Annotated in this window: 24 protein-coding genes and 2 pseudogenes; 6 read left to right on the top strand and 20 right to left on the bottom strand. The window is 41.1% G+C overall.

All coding sequences use genetic code 11. The annotated features are described in order from the left end of the window. Window positions 1–46: 46 nt before the first annotated feature. The 4 genes from ABF638_RS31955 to ABF638_RS31940 form a co-directional block, all read right to left on the bottom strand. On the bottom strand, window positions 47–535 hold the full coding sequence (locus tag ABF638_RS31955; protein WP_435026866.1) for a HEAT repeat domain-containing protein: 489 nt from the start codon (window positions 533–535) through the stop codon (window positions 47–49). 11 nt (window positions 536–546) lie between these two features. Then, window positions 547–939 carry a hypothetical protein gene (locus ABF638_RS31950; RefSeq protein ID WP_435026865.1) on the bottom strand — a complete coding sequence of 131 codons (393 nt, stop codon included), beginning with the start codon at window positions 937–939 and terminating at the stop codon, window positions 547–549. A 123-nt stretch (window positions 940–1062) separates the two neighbouring features. Next, window positions 1063–1860: a sugar phosphate isomerase/epimerase family protein gene (locus ABF638_RS31945; protein ID WP_435026864.1), complete on the bottom strand. Its 798-nt coding sequence runs from the start codon at window positions 1858–1860 to the stop codon at window positions 1063–1065. After that, window positions 1860–2561 (bottom strand): hypothetical protein, encoded by a 702-nt coding sequence (locus ABF638_RS31940; RefSeq protein WP_435026863.1) that lies wholly within the window; start codon window positions 2559–2561, stop codon window positions 1860–1862. The genes ABF638_RS31945 and ABF638_RS31940 overlap by 1 nt, the downstream gene beginning before the upstream one ends. A gap of 161 nt (window positions 2562–2722) precedes the next feature. Between ABF638_RS31940 and ABF638_RS31935 the strand changes: the two genes are divergently transcribed. Both ABF638_RS31935 and ABF638_RS31930 read left to right on the top strand, forming a co-directional pair. Then, window positions 2723–3070: a hypothetical protein gene (locus tag ABF638_RS31935; RefSeq protein ID WP_435026862.1), complete on the top strand. Its 348-nt coding sequence runs from the start codon at window positions 2723–2725 to the stop codon at window positions 3068–3070. An 88-nt stretch (window positions 3071–3158) separates the two neighbouring features. Beyond that, window positions 3159–3725: a GIY-YIG nuclease family protein gene (locus ABF638_RS31930; protein ID WP_435026861.1), complete on the top strand. Its 567-nt coding sequence runs from the start codon at window positions 3159–3161 to the stop codon at window positions 3723–3725. A gap of 17 nt (window positions 3726–3742) precedes the next feature. Here the strand turns inward: ABF638_RS31930 and ABF638_RS31925 are convergent, their stop codons facing one another. Beyond that, complete coding sequence (locus tag ABF638_RS31925) at window positions 3743–4018, bottom strand: HU family DNA-binding protein (protein WP_435026860.1); 276 nt, start codon at window positions 4016–4018, stop codon at window positions 3743–3745. A gap of 169 nt (window positions 4019–4187) precedes the next feature. Further along, entirely contained in the window at window positions 4188–4616 is a 429-nt protein-coding gene (locus ABF638_RS31920) for an MAPEG family protein (RefSeq protein ID WP_435026858.1), read from the bottom strand. Window positions 4617–4824: 208 nt separating this feature from the next. Between ABF638_RS31920 and ABF638_RS31915 the strand changes: the two genes are divergently transcribed. Continuing rightward, window positions 4825–5505 carry a LuxR C-terminal-related transcriptional regulator gene (locus ABF638_RS31915; RefSeq protein ID WP_435026857.1) on the top strand — a complete coding sequence of 227 codons (681 nt, stop codon included), beginning with the start codon at window positions 4825–4827 and terminating at the stop codon, window positions 5503–5505. A gap of 87 nt (window positions 5506–5592) precedes the next feature. On the opposite strand, the gene ABF638_RS31910 is transcribed toward ABF638_RS31915, so the two are convergent. From ABF638_RS31910 to ABF638_RS31900, 3 genes are all read right to left on the bottom strand, one after another. Further along, complete coding sequence (locus ABF638_RS31910; protein ID WP_435026856.1) at window positions 5593–6045, bottom strand: DUF1392 family protein; 453 nt, start codon at window positions 6043–6045, stop codon at window positions 5593–5595. 163 nt (window positions 6046–6208) lie between these two features. After that, entirely contained in the window at window positions 6209–6697 is a 489-nt protein-coding gene (locus ABF638_RS31905; protein WP_435026855.1) for a TIGR00725 family protein, read from the bottom strand. A gap of 124 nt (window positions 6698–6821) precedes the next feature. After that, window positions 6822–7097 (bottom strand): UBP-type zinc finger domain-containing protein, encoded by a 276-nt coding sequence (locus ABF638_RS31900; RefSeq protein ID WP_084227073.1) that lies wholly within the window; start codon window positions 7095–7097, stop codon window positions 6822–6824. Window positions 7098–7449: 352 nt separating this feature from the next. Between ABF638_RS31900 and ABF638_RS31895 the strand changes: the two genes are divergently transcribed. Then, on the top strand, window positions 7450–7707 hold the full coding sequence (locus ABF638_RS31895; protein ID WP_435026854.1) for a hypothetical protein: 258 nt from the start codon (window positions 7450–7452) through the stop codon (window positions 7705–7707). 38 nt (window positions 7708–7745) lie between these two features. On the opposite strand, the gene ABF638_RS31890 is transcribed toward ABF638_RS31895, so the two are convergent. The 4 genes from ABF638_RS31890 to infC all read right to left on the bottom strand — a co-directional run bounded on the left by ABF638_RS31890 (window position 7746) and on the right by infC (window position 10230). Further along, entirely contained in the window at window positions 7746–8078 is a 333-nt protein-coding gene (locus tag ABF638_RS31890) for a hypothetical protein (protein WP_435026853.1), read from the bottom strand. Between the two features lie 315 nt (window positions 8079–8393). Next, complete coding sequence (locus ABF638_RS31885; protein ID WP_435026852.1) at window positions 8394–8879, bottom strand: hypothetical protein; 486 nt, start codon at window positions 8877–8879, stop codon at window positions 8394–8396. A 201-nt stretch (window positions 8880–9080) separates the two neighbouring features. Further along, entirely contained in the window at window positions 9081–9356 is a 276-nt protein-coding gene (locus ABF638_RS31880) for an HU family DNA-binding protein (RefSeq protein WP_435026851.1), read from the bottom strand. A gap of 406 nt (window positions 9357–9762) precedes the next feature. Beyond that, complete coding sequence (infC, locus tag ABF638_RS31875; protein WP_435026868.1) at window positions 9763–10230, bottom strand: translation initiation factor IF-3; 468 nt, start codon at window positions 10228–10230, stop codon at window positions 9763–9765. A gap of 511 nt (window positions 10231–10741) precedes the next feature. Between infC and ABF638_RS31870 the strand changes: the two genes are divergently transcribed. After that, entirely contained in the window at window positions 10742–10930 is a 189-nt protein-coding gene (locus ABF638_RS31870; RefSeq protein WP_094345286.1) for a hypothetical protein, read from the top strand. 399 nt (window positions 10931–11329) lie between these two features. Here ABF638_RS31870 and ABF638_RS31865 read toward each other — a convergent pair. The 4 genes and pseudogenes from ABF638_RS31865 to ABF638_RS31850 all read right to left on the bottom strand — a co-directional run. Next, window positions 11330–11461, bottom strand: a pseudogene (locus tag ABF638_RS31865) (NACHT C-terminal helical domain 2-containing protein); the annotation flags it as partial. Window positions 11462–11649: 188 nt separating this feature from the next. Further along, window positions 11650–11871, bottom strand: coding sequence for a hypothetical protein (locus ABF638_RS31860; protein WP_435026850.1), 222 nt, complete (start codon window positions 11869–11871; stop codon window positions 11650–11652). Window positions 11872–12161: 290 nt separating this feature from the next. Further along, entirely contained in the window at window positions 12162–12743 is a 582-nt protein-coding gene (locus ABF638_RS31855; RefSeq protein WP_435026849.1) for a GNAT family N-acetyltransferase, read from the bottom strand. A gap of 683 nt (window positions 12744–13426) precedes the next feature. Continuing rightward, on the bottom strand, window positions 13427–14128 hold the full coding sequence (locus ABF638_RS31850; protein WP_190937871.1) for a serine/threonine protein kinase: 702 nt from the start codon (window positions 14126–14128) through the stop codon (window positions 13427–13429). A gap of 285 nt (window positions 14129–14413) precedes the next feature. On the opposite strand from ABF638_RS31850, the pseudogene ABF638_RS31845 reads away from it, so the two are divergent. Beyond that, window positions 14414–14668, top strand: a pseudogene (locus ABF638_RS31845) (RNA-guided endonuclease TnpB family protein); the annotation flags it as partial. Window positions 14669–14854: 186 nt separating this feature from the next. On the opposite strand, the gene ABF638_RS31840 reads toward ABF638_RS31845, so the two are convergent. Genes ABF638_RS31840 through ABF638_RS31830 form a run of 3 tightly spaced genes read right to left on the bottom strand, consistent with a single transcriptional unit; the run spans window position 14855 to window position 15772 of the window. Continuing rightward, entirely contained in the window at window positions 14855–15244 is a 390-nt protein-coding gene (locus ABF638_RS31840; RefSeq protein ID WP_435026848.1) for a transposase family protein, read from the bottom strand. Next, window positions 15192–15362, bottom strand: a complete 171-nt coding sequence (locus ABF638_RS31835; RefSeq protein WP_435026867.1) for a transposase family protein — start codon at window positions 15360–15362, stop codon at window positions 15192–15194. The genes ABF638_RS31840 and ABF638_RS31835 overlap by 53 nt, the downstream gene beginning before the upstream one ends. A 29-nt stretch (window positions 15363–15391) precedes the next feature. After that, window positions 15392–15772: a helix-turn-helix domain-containing protein gene (locus tag ABF638_RS31830; RefSeq protein ID WP_435026847.1), complete on the bottom strand. Its 381-nt coding sequence runs from the start codon at window positions 15770–15772 to the stop codon at window positions 15392–15394. Window positions 15773–15835 lie beyond the last annotated feature (63 nt).

Genomic DNA, 15835 nt, shown 5'->3' with positions numbered 1-15835 from the left:
ATTTTCTCGCTCCAGTGCGGATTGTGGGAATTTTCTTTTCAATCGTTCATACACCGGACTTGTGTAACGAAACAATAAGTCGCACATCGCGTTCAATATCTTTTCCTTGAGCCACTAGTGAAATCAGGTAATCTATTGCTTTATCTTGTCGCAACATCCCTATTGCGAGTAACAATGTGCGACGAAGTTCTACGTTTCTTGTTTGCTGCCAGCAATTTCTGAGATGATCAAATGCTTCCTCTAATCGTGATTCACCCAACGTCAATGCTGCTAACTCACAGATTTGCTCCTTCGGATCAAAAAGAAAACCAGCAACTATTGCAAGTGAATCAGCCGGAGCCAGTTGTAACAAACCACTGAAGCACTCTGAAATCACCTGTGGTGCTTGATCGCCGATGCGGGTTTTTAAACGAAGTAAAGGTACACCTTGGGGATTTCCTGTGTAGGCGATCGCCTTTGCAGCAGCAGTTCTTGCTTCTGGTTTGGGGTCAGCTAGTAGATCGGCTAATTCGTTCATTACGTCTGAGTAGTTCATTCTCACCAGACCTAAAGCACATATACCCCGAAGATGGGCAGCAGTATCTTCAACTCCTCCCCTCCCCATACTGGCTCCATCTGAATATGTCGAATCCCTTGCAGAAAAAGGTTTTCATCGCTGTATTCTAAGTGATACAGTGCTTGTGCTATCTCTTTCTTGGCAAGACAATTTTGGTCTACTTGTATGGGTTTGACCATCATTCGAGCAAAAGCTTCTACAAGATCGCCAACCAACTCAGTAATAGTAGATTCGCCTACTATCTTGGCTGCTTGGGCAACAGCCATAGAATATTTGCTCTTAAGAACTTGGCGTAAAATTATGATCCCTTCCTCACTTGTGGGATGCTCTCGAATTTGGGCAAGAATAGATAAAGTTTCTTCTAGTTTTCGTGATTTTGGCATATATCATCCCACAACCAGGCGCTCTGTTTTGGACTTAAAGCACTTACCAGTAGTAAAATGCAACAAGTATTAAATATGTCTGGTTTGTTATCTGAATCTATTAGTGCTTAATCTCATTTGAGATTAAAAGCTTACTATTAAAGCAACGATCCGGTCGTACTCTTGCTGCACTACTGAAACAGGCAATCGATTTAATCGGCTCTCTAACACCAAGGGAATTCCCTTTGGAAAATTAGTAATCTGAGATAACCACCAAGTATTGTCCGTAATCCGCGAATGTATATCTTGCCGTCCATCATTGTCTGAAATGTGAATTTCTAAAATTTTCTCTGGTGGAAGTCCCAACCATTCATTCAACAGTATTTCGGTTTTGTCACGCCAAATGTTGAGATGGGCCAAGTCTACAACTATCTTGATCTGGGGAACATCTTGGCAAAATTGAGCAAGTTCTGAAGCATTATCCAAAAGGTTTTCAACAGTACTATTTGTGAGTGTAGGATACATTGTTTCTACACCCAAAACAATACCTCGCGTTAAACAAACCCGATGAAGACGATGAATATTTTCTACAAATGTTGTGTATGCTAAAACGCGTTCAGTGGTTTTACAAAAGTTTCCTCCATGTACTGAATAAGCGGTAACACCTATACTAGCTAGATAATCTGCCAATCGTTCAAAATATTTCCAATCTTGAGGTTGAGCTAGATTGAAAGGATAGTGGCGTGCGCTGCAAACAAAAGCATGATGCGCTCGATAGACCATTCCTTGTTGTCTAAAATCCTCTACTGCTTGCGCTGAATCAGTATCAGGTCGAGGCCCAATTGCTAGCTCAACATACCGGATTCCTGCATTCCAAAATATTGTTAATGCTTCACGGGTTGAAACTCCACCATAGGCTGACAAGCTCAAATACAATTGCATCAGTCTTCCTCTATAGATGAATAATTAAAAATAGCTCTTCTAGGTTTAAGTGCGAATATTTTGGGGGAGTAACCTACTAATGTGCTGATTTCAGCCGCTAATTGCTGTTTTTGTGACTCTGGATATTCCATATCTCTAAGTAAATATTTTACGTCACCATAAATGTAGTCCTCAATTTGCCCTTTTATAGAAGTTTCACTACACTCGTTGACGTTATATATGCGTTTTAATGGTATTTCATTGATCGAATGCTCAACTGAACCTAATTTTAGAGACAGAGTATAGCTATACCCGATAAAGTTACGTTCGTCATCATAACCATTCAGGTCTTCGTGAGTTTGGTAGTTGCTCAAACCTATCGGTAGTTTGAGCATCGCCAATAACCAAGTAGTTGGATCTTCTGCAATACTAAATTCAGATTGGCGCGTGTACCAATTATTACTTTTAGTCTGTTTTAACTCTTGTACAAATGCTCTTAATCCTGGCGTTGGCAACAAGCAACGAGCATCAGTAGCCAGAGCATCAGTGATCCGTTTAAGTTCTATTGCTTGTGTTTCTACTAAGCTCTGTTCTGCGTCACGAATTTCTTGCATTCGTGTAATGACCAACTCTTGCAAAGAAGCAATTTGTGGATCGAATTGGCTGGAATGATCTTGTACTAATTCTTCATACAAAGAAAATAGGGAATTAGAATCTGCCATAGCATTCCTCAATTTGGAAGTACAAAATATTAATAACTATTGCAGTTTGAAGCTGTTGAACCTGGTTTGATAGTTCTTTTGTACTAATATACCACTAACTCTTTCAATCGATGCTTCAACGCAAAATTATTTTTTATCCAGCAGTTGCTAGGAGGATTTTGATGCCCAACTGGAGTGCGATTGAAGCTAGTTTTTTACATCTAACCCAACCACAGCAATTGGGTGAATTAGCATCAAGTCTGGCACACTTGAAGTCTTGGGTACAAAGTAGCGATTGTAACCAAGTTATTCCAGTATTGTTACACGAAAGTTTGTTGTATTTGTCTTTAATACAGCAAAACAGTGAAATCTATAATGTCGAATTAAACCAACTTCAAGACTTGTTACAAGATTGGCAACGCAATTGGGATACCATCAAGGAGCAATCAAGCCAAAGGATAAGCATAGCTGATGTTGCTTCTAATTGGTCAGAACGAGTTTTAAATATGTCTGGTTTATTGAGTTCTTAATCAATTAGCCCCTAGTCTGAGCGATCGCCACTGTCATCTCTGTGTTGAAATACTTTATCATGACTCTGGTTGCACTCAACAAACATCTTTGGAACCCCAACAACTCAATCTCTTTGCCAACAATACAATTACACCTAGCTACGGTAGTAAAACAGACACTCTGCTGATGAGTGCTGATGCTTTACAAGAATGGAAATCGCGCATACTGACTCATCAGCAACGGCAGCGAGAAAGCCAACCATTACAGCAGACTACACTGTTCGACCTCACCTCCAACCACTGCGATCCCAACGCAATTGACCCACTGAAGCTACACCTTGTCCCAATGTCTTTCTACAGAAAACCTGCTGATAGCTCTGGCGATGCTTGTCTATATTTTATTTTAGATTCAGCAGTTGGGCTAGTGCTATATGTTGGGGAAACTTGCCGCAGTAATAAGCGGTGGAAAGGTATACACGCCTGCAAAGATTACATCGCCAGCTACCAAGATTTACATTATCGCTATGGGTTAAAAACAGCAGTCAACGCCGCATTTTGGTGGGATGCTCCGGTTGATCGACGCACACGGCAAGAGTTAGAGTTGAACCTTATTTTGAAGTGGCGCAGTCCATTTAATAAGGAGAACTGGGAACGGTGGGGCCAGCCTTTTGGGTAGGGTGGCTTATTTATACTTTATGGCGCTACTTTTTCTTTAAACTGTTTCCCAGCAGAGAATGCAGGCACTTTGGTCGCTGGAATTGTCATTGGCTCATTGGTTTTGGGATTACGCCCTTCGCGTTCTGAGCGTTCGCGTCGCTCGAATGACCCAAACCCAATGAGCGTTACCTTATCCCCATTGGCTACAGCTTCGGTAACAACTGACAAAAAAGCACTAATGACTTCATCAGCTTGCTTTTTTGTGATGTTGGCCTTTGCTGCTACAGCATCCACTAGTTCACCTTTGTTCATAAATCACCCTGAAGCATTGCAAATAAGAGAAATCTAGCATTACCATCTCTGATTGGTAAAGGGTGAAAAGAAATAAATTTAGTAACTGCCTAGGTAGGAAAGTCAGGGATATCCCGCGAGGGAAGAAAGATGGTAATGTTCAAGGATGAGTCCAGAAGAAAAAGAGTATCTACCTACCAAAGTGGATAAGGGCTGCGCGGATGGCGATGAACCACAGCGCAAGCGTGGCAAATAGGTAGAGGTAGAACCGAAGCATGATCAGATTGAATGTGCAATGGACAGTACTATGTAATAGACGAAACACAACAAAGACCCACGCGGCGTTCACATATATTGTATCTACCTGTTTTGTCATGAACAGATATAGTACGAGCGCATAGAAAAGTACCGGAATCTCGAATAGGTTCTTGAAGTTATCTGATGGATTGGATACATTTGGTGGTGATATCTGCGCTAGTGCGCCGGGTACAGCAAGATCCTCTGGAGGGATCTTTCTATCAGTAAAGAAACTAATACGGCGGATGTACATATACACCCAGACTATGAGTGTCAGAAAAACTGTTGCAAAGAAAGGACTGAAAATTGCTTCTTGTGGCATTTGTACCTCTTAAATTTGCTCATTCTGATTATGGATGTGCGCTCAACTGCCTCATACAAAGGCGTATGAGCAATTTCCTTTCTTGAAACTCATGTCAAAGTGTTGTTGAGATTAAAGCTAATATAGGCTTAGTACTGAAATGCTTCTAGACCTCGAACGGGTACACTTGAGTCAACTTCACTTATGACAAGTCCGTTAAAGCTTCTTTTTGAAGCAATCAATCAATCAAGCCCGTAGTGAGCATGATCTGCACTTGCAAGTCGTGCCAGGAATTGGTGAGTATTTTGCCGCCAAACGATGGAGAATTTTTTTCTTTGAGCAACTGCCCTTAGCCGATGGCAATCTTCAAAAAATTCTGAAAATTGCATTGTCCATTGAACACAATCCCATAGCACGTTATCTGGTGGAGCGCCATGCACCTGTCCATGAAGCATTAGTGACATCACCAAAGGCTTGGAAAATCATCTGTCCCCGCCCCGATCATTGGCATGTGATGGCGGGGCCAATCATTAATCGCAATCAATTAGTTGGCGTAGTGGGTTGCACCCGTGAAAAGTCAATGCCTGCCTTTGATACACAAAATCTAACCGATTTGAGCGCCATTTGCCTGCACTTATCTGTTTGGGCTACAACAGTTGATTCACAAGAAATTTACCAAGGAAAGTCGCAGCACCAACCTTTTAAAACTGATCGCTTAACGTCTCGTGAGTTGCAGATTGCAGAATTAGTTGCTTTAGGGAAAACTAACGCAGAAATTGGTCATCAACTTTGGATTACTGAAAATTCTGCAAAGCAAGCCTTAAAGCGAATGTTTCGTAAGCTTGAAGTTTCGTCTCGTGCAGAGATGGTTGCACAACTTTTAGCTCCAAGGCATCATCATCTAAAGTAATTTACAACCCTGCTAGCTCTTGGCTATGGTTTTCGTGTGGAAGCTCGACGTTTACGCTTGTTGTACCTATTGGTTTTTTTACAAGAGTCATACACCAACATTTACTAAATCAACATCAGCAAGCCATATTGTTCTGCTTTGGGCAGACACTTCTTCTAAAATTGGAGAGCGCCACTCTACCCCATAAAGCCAATTATCTTTGAGACTAAAAATCCCTTGAATAATACGGCGTGTCGGCTGTTCACCGAAATCAACCTCAACTATATCCCCCAATTTAAAAGCTGGAGTAAAAACAGTGGACTTTTCTAGTAGATTTGTTCTATGAAATTCTTGTTCAGCTAAGTAGAGAGTTTCACTCTGGCAAACAATTGCATAAATCCATTGCTGTCTTTCCCACTGAACACCACAGCAGTAGCCTGACAAGTTTGAGATTGGCAACAAAACTTTTTCTAACATTCTTACTGCTACTGGAGGCATGGTCTGACCCCACTCAGGAGAAATATGCCAACAGGATTCTAAAGCGGTAATTTGGTTAATCATCTGGGAATGTAGTTCTCTTTTTTATACATACACTCCCTTGAAGCAGTCTGATCCGGAATATAATTTAAATTTCGGTAAGCTAAGGCAACAGATGGGAATTCAAACCCAATCAATTCGAGAGCCTCCCAATTTGAGAAGACTTTACTGATACACTAATTCGTAACTAAGATAAAATTATTTTGGCAGTAGCGATTGCCTGCTCCACACTCTCCACAATATAAACATTTTCTGGCGACAGTTTTTTAAAGAAAAGTTTACTTTCTTGATCATTATTCAACAAAATTACTTGCTTATTTGCCTTCAAAGCTAGAGCAATTTCTGAAGCGGTTCCTGCACCCATTCCGCAAGCAATTACCAGATCACTGGTAAGAACGTTAATATTGTTTCTAGAATTACCCATGTCTGTGAAAATAGCAATATCCACCCAAGAGGACATACCATCCTGATTTTCACCTGGAAGAATACCAATAGTTAAACCATCAGCAGATTTTGCACCTTTACTTACTGCATCCATTACCCCTACATTTCTACCACCAGTGAGTAAAACCCATCCTTGTTTGGCAATAAATTGACCTAATATATAAGCATCTTGTAAATCATTTGCTGTCGCATTTTCTCCTCTCCCCATAACTCCAATAATAATTCTTCGCATAAAATTTCAGATGATACTGGTTTTGGGCAAAAAGTCAAAGCTTTCTCCATAAAAGGGCAATTGGCTGAGGCGTTAGGAAGATAGCAATCGCCCTCTTTTGGCAGTGAAGCGCGTTTGCCTCACTTTAGTAGTTTTTTGCCTGCTCATCCAAAAAACACCATAACCACTGTTCTCCTAACTCAGCCGAGCTAATTACTGAATGTCCAGTTTCCTCATAATGCCGTCGGGCATGTTGATGAACAGAAGAATCACAGCACAGCATCTTGCCGCAACTTTGACAAATACGCAGATGCACCCAGCGACTGTTTATTAGGATACACTCTTCACAACGAAATACTGGGTAGTTTGCTTTAGAAATCAGAGTTTCCGTAGTCAGATTGTCTAAATGTTCGCAGCTCATAAGGATTTGAATTACACGTTAATCAAAGTATAGATTAGTGCAGGAAAACTTCTATTTAATACAGCGATAGCTGCGCCACCGCCTGCCGCAGGATACCCGAATGCGAACAGTGCCTCAATTCTAGAGAAGGGCTGTAAGGCTTCTGCAAAGCTTTGCAATACAACCTAAATTTTAATTAGATATCAATATTTATACAACCATACAGAGTTGAACCAACAAGCGATCGCTTGGAACAGGCAATATACTGGTACTATGCCGAAACTAAAGAGAGTGCGATTGCTGTCTCTTATACTCACATAATCCTCACCTTGTCTGTACCATTCACCCTAATGGATCAGTTGCTGACAGATGCTTGGACTTTCGAGAACACCCCAACGCCAAACCAGTAGAACTATGGGAACCAGAAGGAGCCACTTATTACAACGGCGAGTTAATTGTGCAACCACAACAGAGGTGGACACAACAGCAAAAACAGGAGTTACTTGATTGGCATCCGATGTTTACTGGTAGATGCCCCCAGTGTAATGCTGAATTTGACCGGGACTGGTCAGCACGGGTGCATTGGGACTGTCAAAATCCAGAGTGCGGATGGATGGATGATACTGTTTAGAGCGTTCATCGCAGACGTTGGCCTAGCAATCGCTCTAGCTACTTCCTTGCGCTTAATGCCTGCTGACTTAATTGCATCACAATACTTTGGGGCAATGGGTCTATGACAGCATCAGTCGGCAGAGATTTAATAAAAGCTGTTACCTCTTCCCCAGTTTTGTATTTCCCTTCACTCCAAGCATCAGCAATCTGTTTAGCTATTTTATTAGAATCCTCTCGCTGATTATGGGCAGTAATGCACTGAATATCGTGGCCGGTAAATGAAATCCAAGTCTGCCAAAGTTTTGTAATAGGATGCTGCACAATACCTGTAGTCAGTTCATTGTCCTCAAGCACTGATTTTTTCTTTGGCCCACCGAATCCTTTAAACATAGCTGTATTTAGTAAACGCTATTTTAAAATGCCCAAAATCAACACAGCGATCGCACGGCAGGAGTTGGAATTGAGTTTAATTTGGAAGTGGCGATGCCTGCGGTGGGCTATTCGGTGTCGCCATTTAATCAAAGATAATGGGGAAAGATGGGGGCACCCTTTTGGGTAGAGTGGCTCACTCATGCTTTATAAGTGGAGACGATGCCGTACCACCACTTGCCTACGGCACGCTCCGCGAACGTGGATCTTGCGGGAGCAAAGCGTCTCCAAGAGTTGGCGTGCGGGTACTCACTCCATCACATTCCAATTTTTTACTTACTCATGAACCATCAACTCTTGCAGCAATGCATCATTTATCCTTTGTGCCTCTGTCCCACTACTTTCCCTAATATCAAAAGCTTGCTGCACTATGGTTTGAACTGACTTTGGCAATGATTCAAATTTTTCCGAATTGAGTATGACGAGGCGGCAACCAGGATAAGGCATAAAATCAGTAAACGGTTCCATCCCCGATGTAATAAGAGTTTTGCTAAGTTCGGCGATGGGATGATGAGGCTTTTGGTTGTCCTCACTGCGGTTGATTTCTGATGCCATATAGCCGCAAAACCAACTCAAAGTATCAATATCTTTCTGCAATGCTGCCAAAATTCCCCTTACTACTCGTTGGTTGAGGTTGACAGGTAGATTATCAAAGATGCTGTCTAGGTTTTCTGGGTGTCGCTTGTGGCAATAACGCACCGCAGATTCAATAAGTTTATCGATTTTGGTGGGTTGGGGTTGTCCAAATCCCTTTGCACACATGGCACTGCCTCAAAATTTACGTGCTGGAAGACGCGATTTTAACAGAAACAGATTTGTTGGTACGGGAGTAATACCAGAATTGTATTGACATACTCCCTAAGAAGCAGTCAAAGTTTCGCAGTCGATTCGATACTTGAATTAATCGATTATGGCTTTGCAGTGATTGGATTGACAGTAGTAAAGTAAATACATTTGTATTGATTAGGGTGCAACTTTTTCTTTAAACTGTTTCCCAGCAGAAAACGCAGGTACTTTGGTCGCTGGAATAGTCATTGGCTCATTGGTTTTCGGATTACGCCCCTCACGTTCGGAGCGATCGCGCCGCTCAAATGAGCCAAACCCAATGAGCGTTACCTTTTCACCATTGGCTACAGCCTCAGTAACAACTGACAAAAAAGCACTAATGACTTCATCAGCTTGCTTTTTTGTGATGTTGGCCTTTGCTGCTACAGCATCCACTAATTCGCCTTTGTTCATAAATCACCCTGAAACATTGCCAGTATTGGAAATTTACTTTACCATTACTACCTTTTGTGAGGATAGGGGGAAAAGGACTAACAATCAAGCAGCATACGAAAATTAACAATGCACTGCTACTGCTGATTAGACACTCAGGCAGTCCAACCCCATCACAAAACCAACGGCAGCAATTGCTTCATCACCTTTATCGCGTAGAATAACTGTGAGTATAGCCGAGCGCAACACCAAAGATATTCACAAAGAAAAAGTTCATGCACTCCTTTGCTCCCGATTTGACAAGATCCAAACAGCATTGGTGATTGAAACTAACACTTGAACTCTTTAATTTAATTAACGCCGACGCTTCGCAAGGATGAATAGAGCGATCGCACTTCTAGAGTTAAGATATCTCTTAAAAAGTAATTTAGGCAGGAATGATTAAAGCAATTAGTGAACGCTTATCAAGTGATTGAACTTTACCTACAGAGTTGAGATCACTTACAACCCGGTCTAGTAGTTCTCCAGCTTGGTCACGATATTGATGTTCTCGACCTCGTAAACGAACAGCAAACTTCACCGAATCACCTTTACTCAACCACCCGACTGCTTGTTCAATGCGTAACTTATAATCAGCCACACCTATATTCAAACCAAACCGAACTTCTTTTACTACTGGTCTAGCACTTTGTGCCTGACGCTTTTTCTTTTGATACTGAAGCTTGCCATAATTCAGAATCTTTGCAACTGGAGCCTCTTTTCCTTCAGACACTAATACTAGGTCTAACTCTAGGCTTTCGGCTAGCTGTAATGCTTCATTGGTATCGGTCAAACCACGATTATTATTCTCATGGTCAATCAAGAAAACTTGGGGTGACTTGATTTGCGAGTTTATTAGTTGTTTTGGAATTGCGATAACGTTTGACTCCCATGTATTACAAATCTATAGAGTGTTAGCCATGCCGACTATTAATATAACAGCCTTGTTGTATAAATTTATCGTCACCTAATCCTTTGCTCCTCTTTTTTACAGAACCTGCATAATATGGGCGCTTCTATTAGGAATTTTCTGTATGCTTTGGCATTGATTCATCCTATTGTCACCTTTTAAGAGGAACTTGTGTGAAGCTGTAAGAGAATGAAGAATTAAAGAAGAATTCAGAAGTCAGAATTCAGGAGTCAGAATGAATGAGTGGGGGATTCAGACCCACCACTCAATTCAAGACTACTAAATCTCCGATTTAGTGGGGGAGCAAAAACGCCGTTTATTCAGACGCTCGATGACTCGCTAACGCTCCGCTATCCGCCACTCGCTTAACCTTCTTCTGAATTCTGGCTCCTGACTCCTGAATTCTGTTCGTTAAACTTTCTTCTACTAATCAGTTCTAACTTACATAATTGTAAATATGCCTTCAATTTCCTACAACCGCACCGATAGCAAGCAGCCACAAAGCATTACCATTCAAGGTTATGTTGTCCGTCCCGGATTACACATTCTCACTTACGAGCAACTCAAGTTGCTACGGGAGCAAACACAGCATCATTCTCAGCTTGAACATTTAGTCAGTCAAGGTGTGATTAAGTTGACTGGTTAATAGTTGCCAGGACAAAAATCCTAACTCGCTACATCTAATTCCACAGTTGCTGGCTGTTGTTCTGACTTTACAGCACCCAGTTCCTCAATAAAAGCGTCGATTGCCTTGGCTGCTGACTGCTTGCCTGTTTTCAACTTATCAAGAATATTTTCACGTATTGCTGAATAATCTGGTCTGACTTACTGTACAAGAGAGACAGTCTCTTATGTCGGAACTCTTTAAAAGATTGGGGACACGACCCGCTTAAATAGACAAAGTTACGTATGCCGTCTAAATATTCAAGCGACCTGTAGTAAACAATTGATATCCCCCAACAAAACAAGCCAATAAACTTGTAGGGGTGAGGACAGCGCGGCTACTAAAAAATGATAACTATTTCTATACCCAGCGCCACCCAATTTAGATACCGTTGTTTTTAGTAGGTAAAAATAAAGTTTTTTCAATCTCTTGTTTTTGTTCAATAGCTAATTTACTATTATTTATACACTCCATAAGTGATAAATTTTTTTCATAATATTGCTTTAATAATTCCTTTTGATGTTTGTCACTGTAATCTTAAAATAGCTTAACTATACTTGCCCCTCAAGAATTTGAGCCAATTCACGACGGCTGCGATTTGCTTCTGACCTGAATCCTCTTAGTTTATTCAACACGAGGTCTTGTTTTCAGTTTTCCCTCAACAGTAGCTTTTCTAACACAAAAACTCCCAAACCGAATCTCTAGATCCAAACCGGATCTTCGCGCCAGATTTTCCACCAACATACTTGACCCTGTTGTTGACGCAGCATATTCAACAAGTTTATCGATTTTTGTAGTTTGGTGCTGCTCAAATCCTTTGCCAGGAATGGTAGTAGGTTTGTGTGATGAAATATAGGGATTTTAGCAGGGTTAGGAATTTGAGGAGTGAAGAGAGCGATCGCTCTTGGTTTTCCTCTGTACAAGACCCTACTCGCGTTCGCTTGAAAAATTTGAAGTTATATTACGAACCATATTCATAGGTTTTGGCAATTTGGCATCACAAGTCTGTGAATTGCAGTTTAAATAAGATATCAACAGAACAGAACAGACACAAATCGCCAGTTGTTGACCCAACGCTGTAGAACTCAGCAGCCAACCCACAGCACTCGGTCATCGCTTCTCTACATACAACTGGCTAGTAATGGACTAGAAAACACATAGTAAAGGTGGTATGGCGTACCCACCAACAGCCTGCAACCACGCGCAGTTTCCTCTAAGAACCTGTTAAGTAATTCGTCTGCCAGTCGCTTTTGAGAATCCCGTAGTCAACAATATCTACGTATTCACCCCATCTAAATTTGTGTTGACGGCGACAACCCTCGTAAACCATACCAATTTTTTGCATAACTTGTCCTGATGCGGGGTTATGGGAAAAGTGTCGGGCATGAATGCGGTGGAGTCCCAATACCTCAAAGCCATATCGCAATATTTCTTTTGCCGCTTCTGTACAGTAGCCTTGCCCCCAATAAGGTTTTCCTATCCAATAGCCCAACTCGGCATGGTTATGTTCAAGGTTGATTTGCAAGCTGATCGCACCACACAACACACCAATATCACGCAGCACAATCGCTAAGTTCACAGATTTTCCCTCTTTGAAGGCTTTTTGATGGGTTTTAATCCACTCTTGGGCCATACCGTCTTGGTAAGGATGGGGAATATTTAAGGTCATAGCGGCAATTTCTTTTATACCAGCCAAGCATTGTACTTCAGGTGCATCTGCAAGGGTGAAAGCTCTCATGACAAGTCTTTGTGTCTGGAGAGTTGGCTGCTGTGATGTGTAAATGCTGGTGTTCATAGACCTAAAAAACGTATATTTCTGATTTCGCTTATTTGGGGTTGGAGCCGAATGGCACGGTGATACCCAATTTCTTAATTTCCTCGCTTGATTGGGGGTGGGGGCGCGTAGCTTGCCGCCGTAGGCAGTAAACATCTTTGTATTTGCTGTTGACGGATGGTGCGTTATAAACAGATAGTGCGCGATATTTTGACCCAACGGACAACAGAAAGTTTTTTACAGTGATGATTGCTGGCAAATAAAATTATCAGTCAGTTGGGGAAAATCGGTAATTCAATCTCAAGCGATTGCGATCGCACTGTGACCCAATAGCTGCTGAAGATTGCACTGAGAATTTATCGGGGGAAGCTCATGAACAACCAACCGAATCACAAAAACCTTAGCCCACAAGAAACGCCATGTCCGATCTGCGGCTCACAAAATTTTGTTTGGGGTCGTACCGTTGGAGAATCAGTAAGTCAGTGGGTGTATTTCCGTGCTGATGGGGCAGGGTGGGGGGAAGGCGAAAAGCTACGGGCGCGTAAATGTAGAGATTGTAACAATGTTCAACTTTTTTCGTATGATTAGCTGATAAGTAGCCACCAGTGAGTAAGCTGAAAATTAAAGCAATAGCAAGGGGTGCAATACAATTTCCTTTTCACTTTTGGGCACAGAAATACTTAATGTTACAAGGCTAAATTAGCCTAAAGTTTTAAATATTTAAAACGAGTTAATCTTAGGACTAGTTGACAACAGGAAATTTTGAAAGAAGTTGCCAGACGATAACTTTTGCGGAGCATATTTAAGGCCGAGTATGGCACACGCAATCGAAGTGGGCGCAACACAGGACGATATAACCAATAATAAGCTTTTTTTAAGTGATTCCATTTTGAACAGGCTTCTGGATGCAGAAAATCTGAAATGTCTACAACTAACCCTCTACCCTGATGCATCATCACATTACGACCGTGGACATCATGAGGGTGGAGTCCGCGACTTCTAGCATAGTCCAAAGCTTTATCGATATCCCGTATTACCTGCTGAGGAATTGGTAAACCTAAGTGCATACAATCGTACAAAGTTGTTCCATAAAGCCGTTTCAAAATTAGAAAGTTATCTTTGGCGTACAAACACTCAGAAAATGCCGGATGAGAACCTAGACGACGGTAAACTTCTACTTCCTCTTCAAAGCCTAGTCGTCCTGGGGCATAAATTTTAACTACACACTCAGGGTAATCGGGGTGAAAAACTACTGCGGCGTAATTTCCTTTGCCAAGCAACTGCCAAGGTTGTGGAAGATAGCTGACCTGAATGGGATTACGGGGATTAACACTTTCAATTTGTAATCTAGGCAGTAGTTCCTGATAAATGCTTTTGACCAGCTGTTCTGGAAGCAATTTGTCCATACCGGATAAGTTTCTGACACCAAATGACAAGATAAACTACTCAATTTATCTCAACTATTACGAGTCGTGATGCGTAAAGCCCCTCGCCTTCAGGCAGGGGATATAAGCGAATAGGACAAATTTATTTGTCCGTCAAGCTTCTAATAAATTCTCTAAGGGTATCATTTAAGCTACGTTCTTTCTTGTGGCAATACTTCACAAGAATCTCGTACTCCTCATCCGAACATCGCACAGTTAATTTTTTCATGCCGTCATAATGCCGTCTATTCATGGTACAATGTTAGCATGAAGACACTAAAGTTCAAGTTATATCAACACAAGCGGAATAGATTTCTCAAGCGGTCAATAAATGCTGCTGGGGTAATTTATAATCACTGTATTGCTCTCCACAGACGCTATTATCGGATATGGGGAAAACACTTGAACTATGCAAAACTTCAGGCTCATATTGCAAAGCTTCGGAAACGCTCTGAGTTCTGGCAGACGGTAGGCTCTCAAGCAGTACAAGATATTTGTCAACGCATAGAGAAAGCGTACCAAGGGACTTCCAGAGAATAAAATATACAGTAGACATCTCCAATAACTATCAAACCCTTTATGTGAGTAGCTTTCAGGGTAAAAATGCAAGCATTGCGAATCAACTAGTCTATATGAGCAAATAAGGGTTTGAGATATTTATTGTAGAGAACAAGACCAAAATATATGGTGATGTGCATTAATTTTAGCTCAGGCGATCGCGTGGATTTCTGATGGTAATATAAGTGCCCCAATTCGGAATCTTACTAGCCCACAAATTGTCAAAATTACTTGTTCATACTTTTTCGGATTTAACCGAAATCTTTCTTGAACAACTCGAAATATTTTTACTGAACGGATTCGGTGTTCAACAAATACTCGTTTGGACGAAAACTCCTGATTTTGTTTTTTCTGGTCAATTGTTAACTTTCCTTTTCTCGGTGTTTTAATTGGAGTATCAATTAAATTCTCTCCTAGATATCCTAAGTCTCCCTGAAATTTCTGTTGTGGGTCAAAGTTATCACGGTTTTCTCGGAATAAAGTTATATCAACTTTTTGGACCCGGTTCTCCTGCCACAACATCAACGATATCGCTGCCATTAGGCAAGATAATTATCTGACTTTTAAATGTATGTTTACTTGCTTTACCTGAGTAATATTCTTCTTGCTCTTTATTATCTCCAGGTCTTTCTCTGACTTGCTCATAGCTATCTACAATTAATTCATACTCTGTGAGTATCTCTTTAACTACTTGATAGTCAGATTCTTTTTTTTTACTTGTTCAAGTAAACTGGATGGTAACAATTCTCTCAAGAGTGGCAACCAATAGTTAAATGTGTCATTTGCTGTAGACTCGCTCACTCCAAACTGGATACCCAAAAGTTGAAAGGTTGTCATATGCCTCAGATATACTAAGGTTAAAATTATTTGTTCTTTGATAGATAGTTTTGGTTTACGACCTCCACCACCAGTAATAATTCTAACTTTATTGGATTCTAACAACGCTTGTTTCTCATGGTGTAAGTGCTCCACATTTCGGATTAATTGTTGTAACTGTTCATACTCCATACCAATTAACCGCTTTGTTTCTTTTGGATTCTCCTCAATGTGATTCAGTATGTCACTCATATTTTAGTGTTAAAAAACTTCTCATGATGTTCTTTTACCACAAAATATACTATTTTGGAGATG

The organism is Nostoc sp. CALU 1950 (genome assembly GCF_051172895.1).
In the GTDB taxonomy this organism is placed as follows: Bacteria; Cyanobacteriota; Cyanobacteriia; order Cyanobacteriales; family Nostocaceae; genus Nostoc; species Nostoc edaphicum_A.
Note: the sequence above shows the minus strand (reverse complement) of the source record. Positions and strands in the feature narration are given on the sequence as shown.

Excerpts from the sequence above, each read along its gene's own strand:
- ABF638_RS31910 (WP_435026856.1), bottom strand. The coding sequence starts at position 6,045 with ATGATTAACCAAATTACCGCTTTAGAATCCTGTTGGCATATTTCTCCT.
- ABF638_RS31850 (WP_190937871.1), bottom strand. The coding sequence starts at position 14,128 with ATGGACAAATTGCTTCCAGAACAGCTGGTCAAAAGCATTTATCAGGAA.
- ABF638_RS31830 (WP_435026847.1), bottom strand. The coding sequence starts at position 15,772 with ATGAGTGACATACTGAATCACATTGAGGAGAATCCAAAAGAAACAAAG.
- ABF638_RS31905 (WP_435026855.1), bottom strand. The coding sequence starts at position 6,697 with ATGCGAAGAATTATTATTGGAGTTATGGGGAGAGGAGAAAATGCGACA.
- ABF638_RS31950 (WP_435026865.1), bottom strand. The coding sequence starts at position 939 with ATGCCAAAATCACGAAAACTAGAAGAAACTTTATCTATTCTTGCCCAA.
- ABF638_RS31880 (WP_435026851.1), bottom strand. The coding sequence starts at position 9,356 with ATGAACAAAGGCGAATTAGTGGATGCTGTAGCAGCAAAGGCCAACATC.
- ABF638_RS31840 (WP_435026848.1), bottom strand. The coding sequence starts at position 15,244 with ATGGCAGCGATATCGTTGATGTTGTGGCAGGAGAACCGGGTCCAAAAA.
- ABF638_RS31935 (WP_435026862.1), top strand. The coding sequence starts at position 2,723 with ATGCCCAACTGGAGTGCGATTGAAGCTAGTTTTTTACATCTAACCCAA.
- ABF638_RS31925 (WP_435026860.1), bottom strand. The coding sequence starts at position 4,018 with ATGAACAAAGGTGAACTAGTGGATGCTGTAGCAGCAAAGGCCAACATC.
- ABF638_RS31870 (WP_094345286.1), top strand. The coding sequence starts at position 10,742 with ATGCCTTCAATTTCCTACAACCGCACCGATAGCAAGCAGCCACAAAGC.
- ABF638_RS31900 (WP_084227073.1), bottom strand. The coding sequence starts at position 7,097 with ATGAGCTGCGAACATTTAGACAATCTGACTACGGAAACTCTGATTTCT.
- ABF638_RS31955 (WP_435026866.1), bottom strand. The coding sequence starts at position 535 with ATGAACTACTCAGACGTAATGAACGAATTAGCCGATCTACTAGCTGAC.
- ABF638_RS31855 (WP_435026849.1), bottom strand. The coding sequence starts at position 12,743 with ATGAACACCAGCATTTACACATCACAGCAGCCAACTCTCCAGACACAA.
- ABF638_RS31885 (WP_435026852.1), bottom strand. The coding sequence starts at position 8,879 with ATGTGTGCAAAGGGATTTGGACAACCCCAACCCACCAAAATCGATAAA.
- ABF638_RS31945 (WP_435026864.1), bottom strand. The coding sequence starts at position 1,860 with ATGCAATTGTATTTGAGCTTGTCAGCCTATGGTGGAGTTTCAACCCGT.
- ABF638_RS31920 (WP_435026858.1), bottom strand. The coding sequence starts at position 4,616 with ATGCCACAAGAAGCAATTTTCAGTCCTTTCTTTGCAACAGTTTTTCTG.
- ABF638_RS31890 (WP_435026853.1), bottom strand. The coding sequence starts at position 8,078 with ATGTTTAAAGGATTCGGTGGGCCAAAGAAAAAATCAGTGCTTGAGGAC.
- ABF638_RS31940 (WP_435026863.1), bottom strand. The coding sequence starts at position 2,561 with ATGGCAGATTCTAATTCCCTATTTTCTTTGTATGAAGAATTAGTACAA.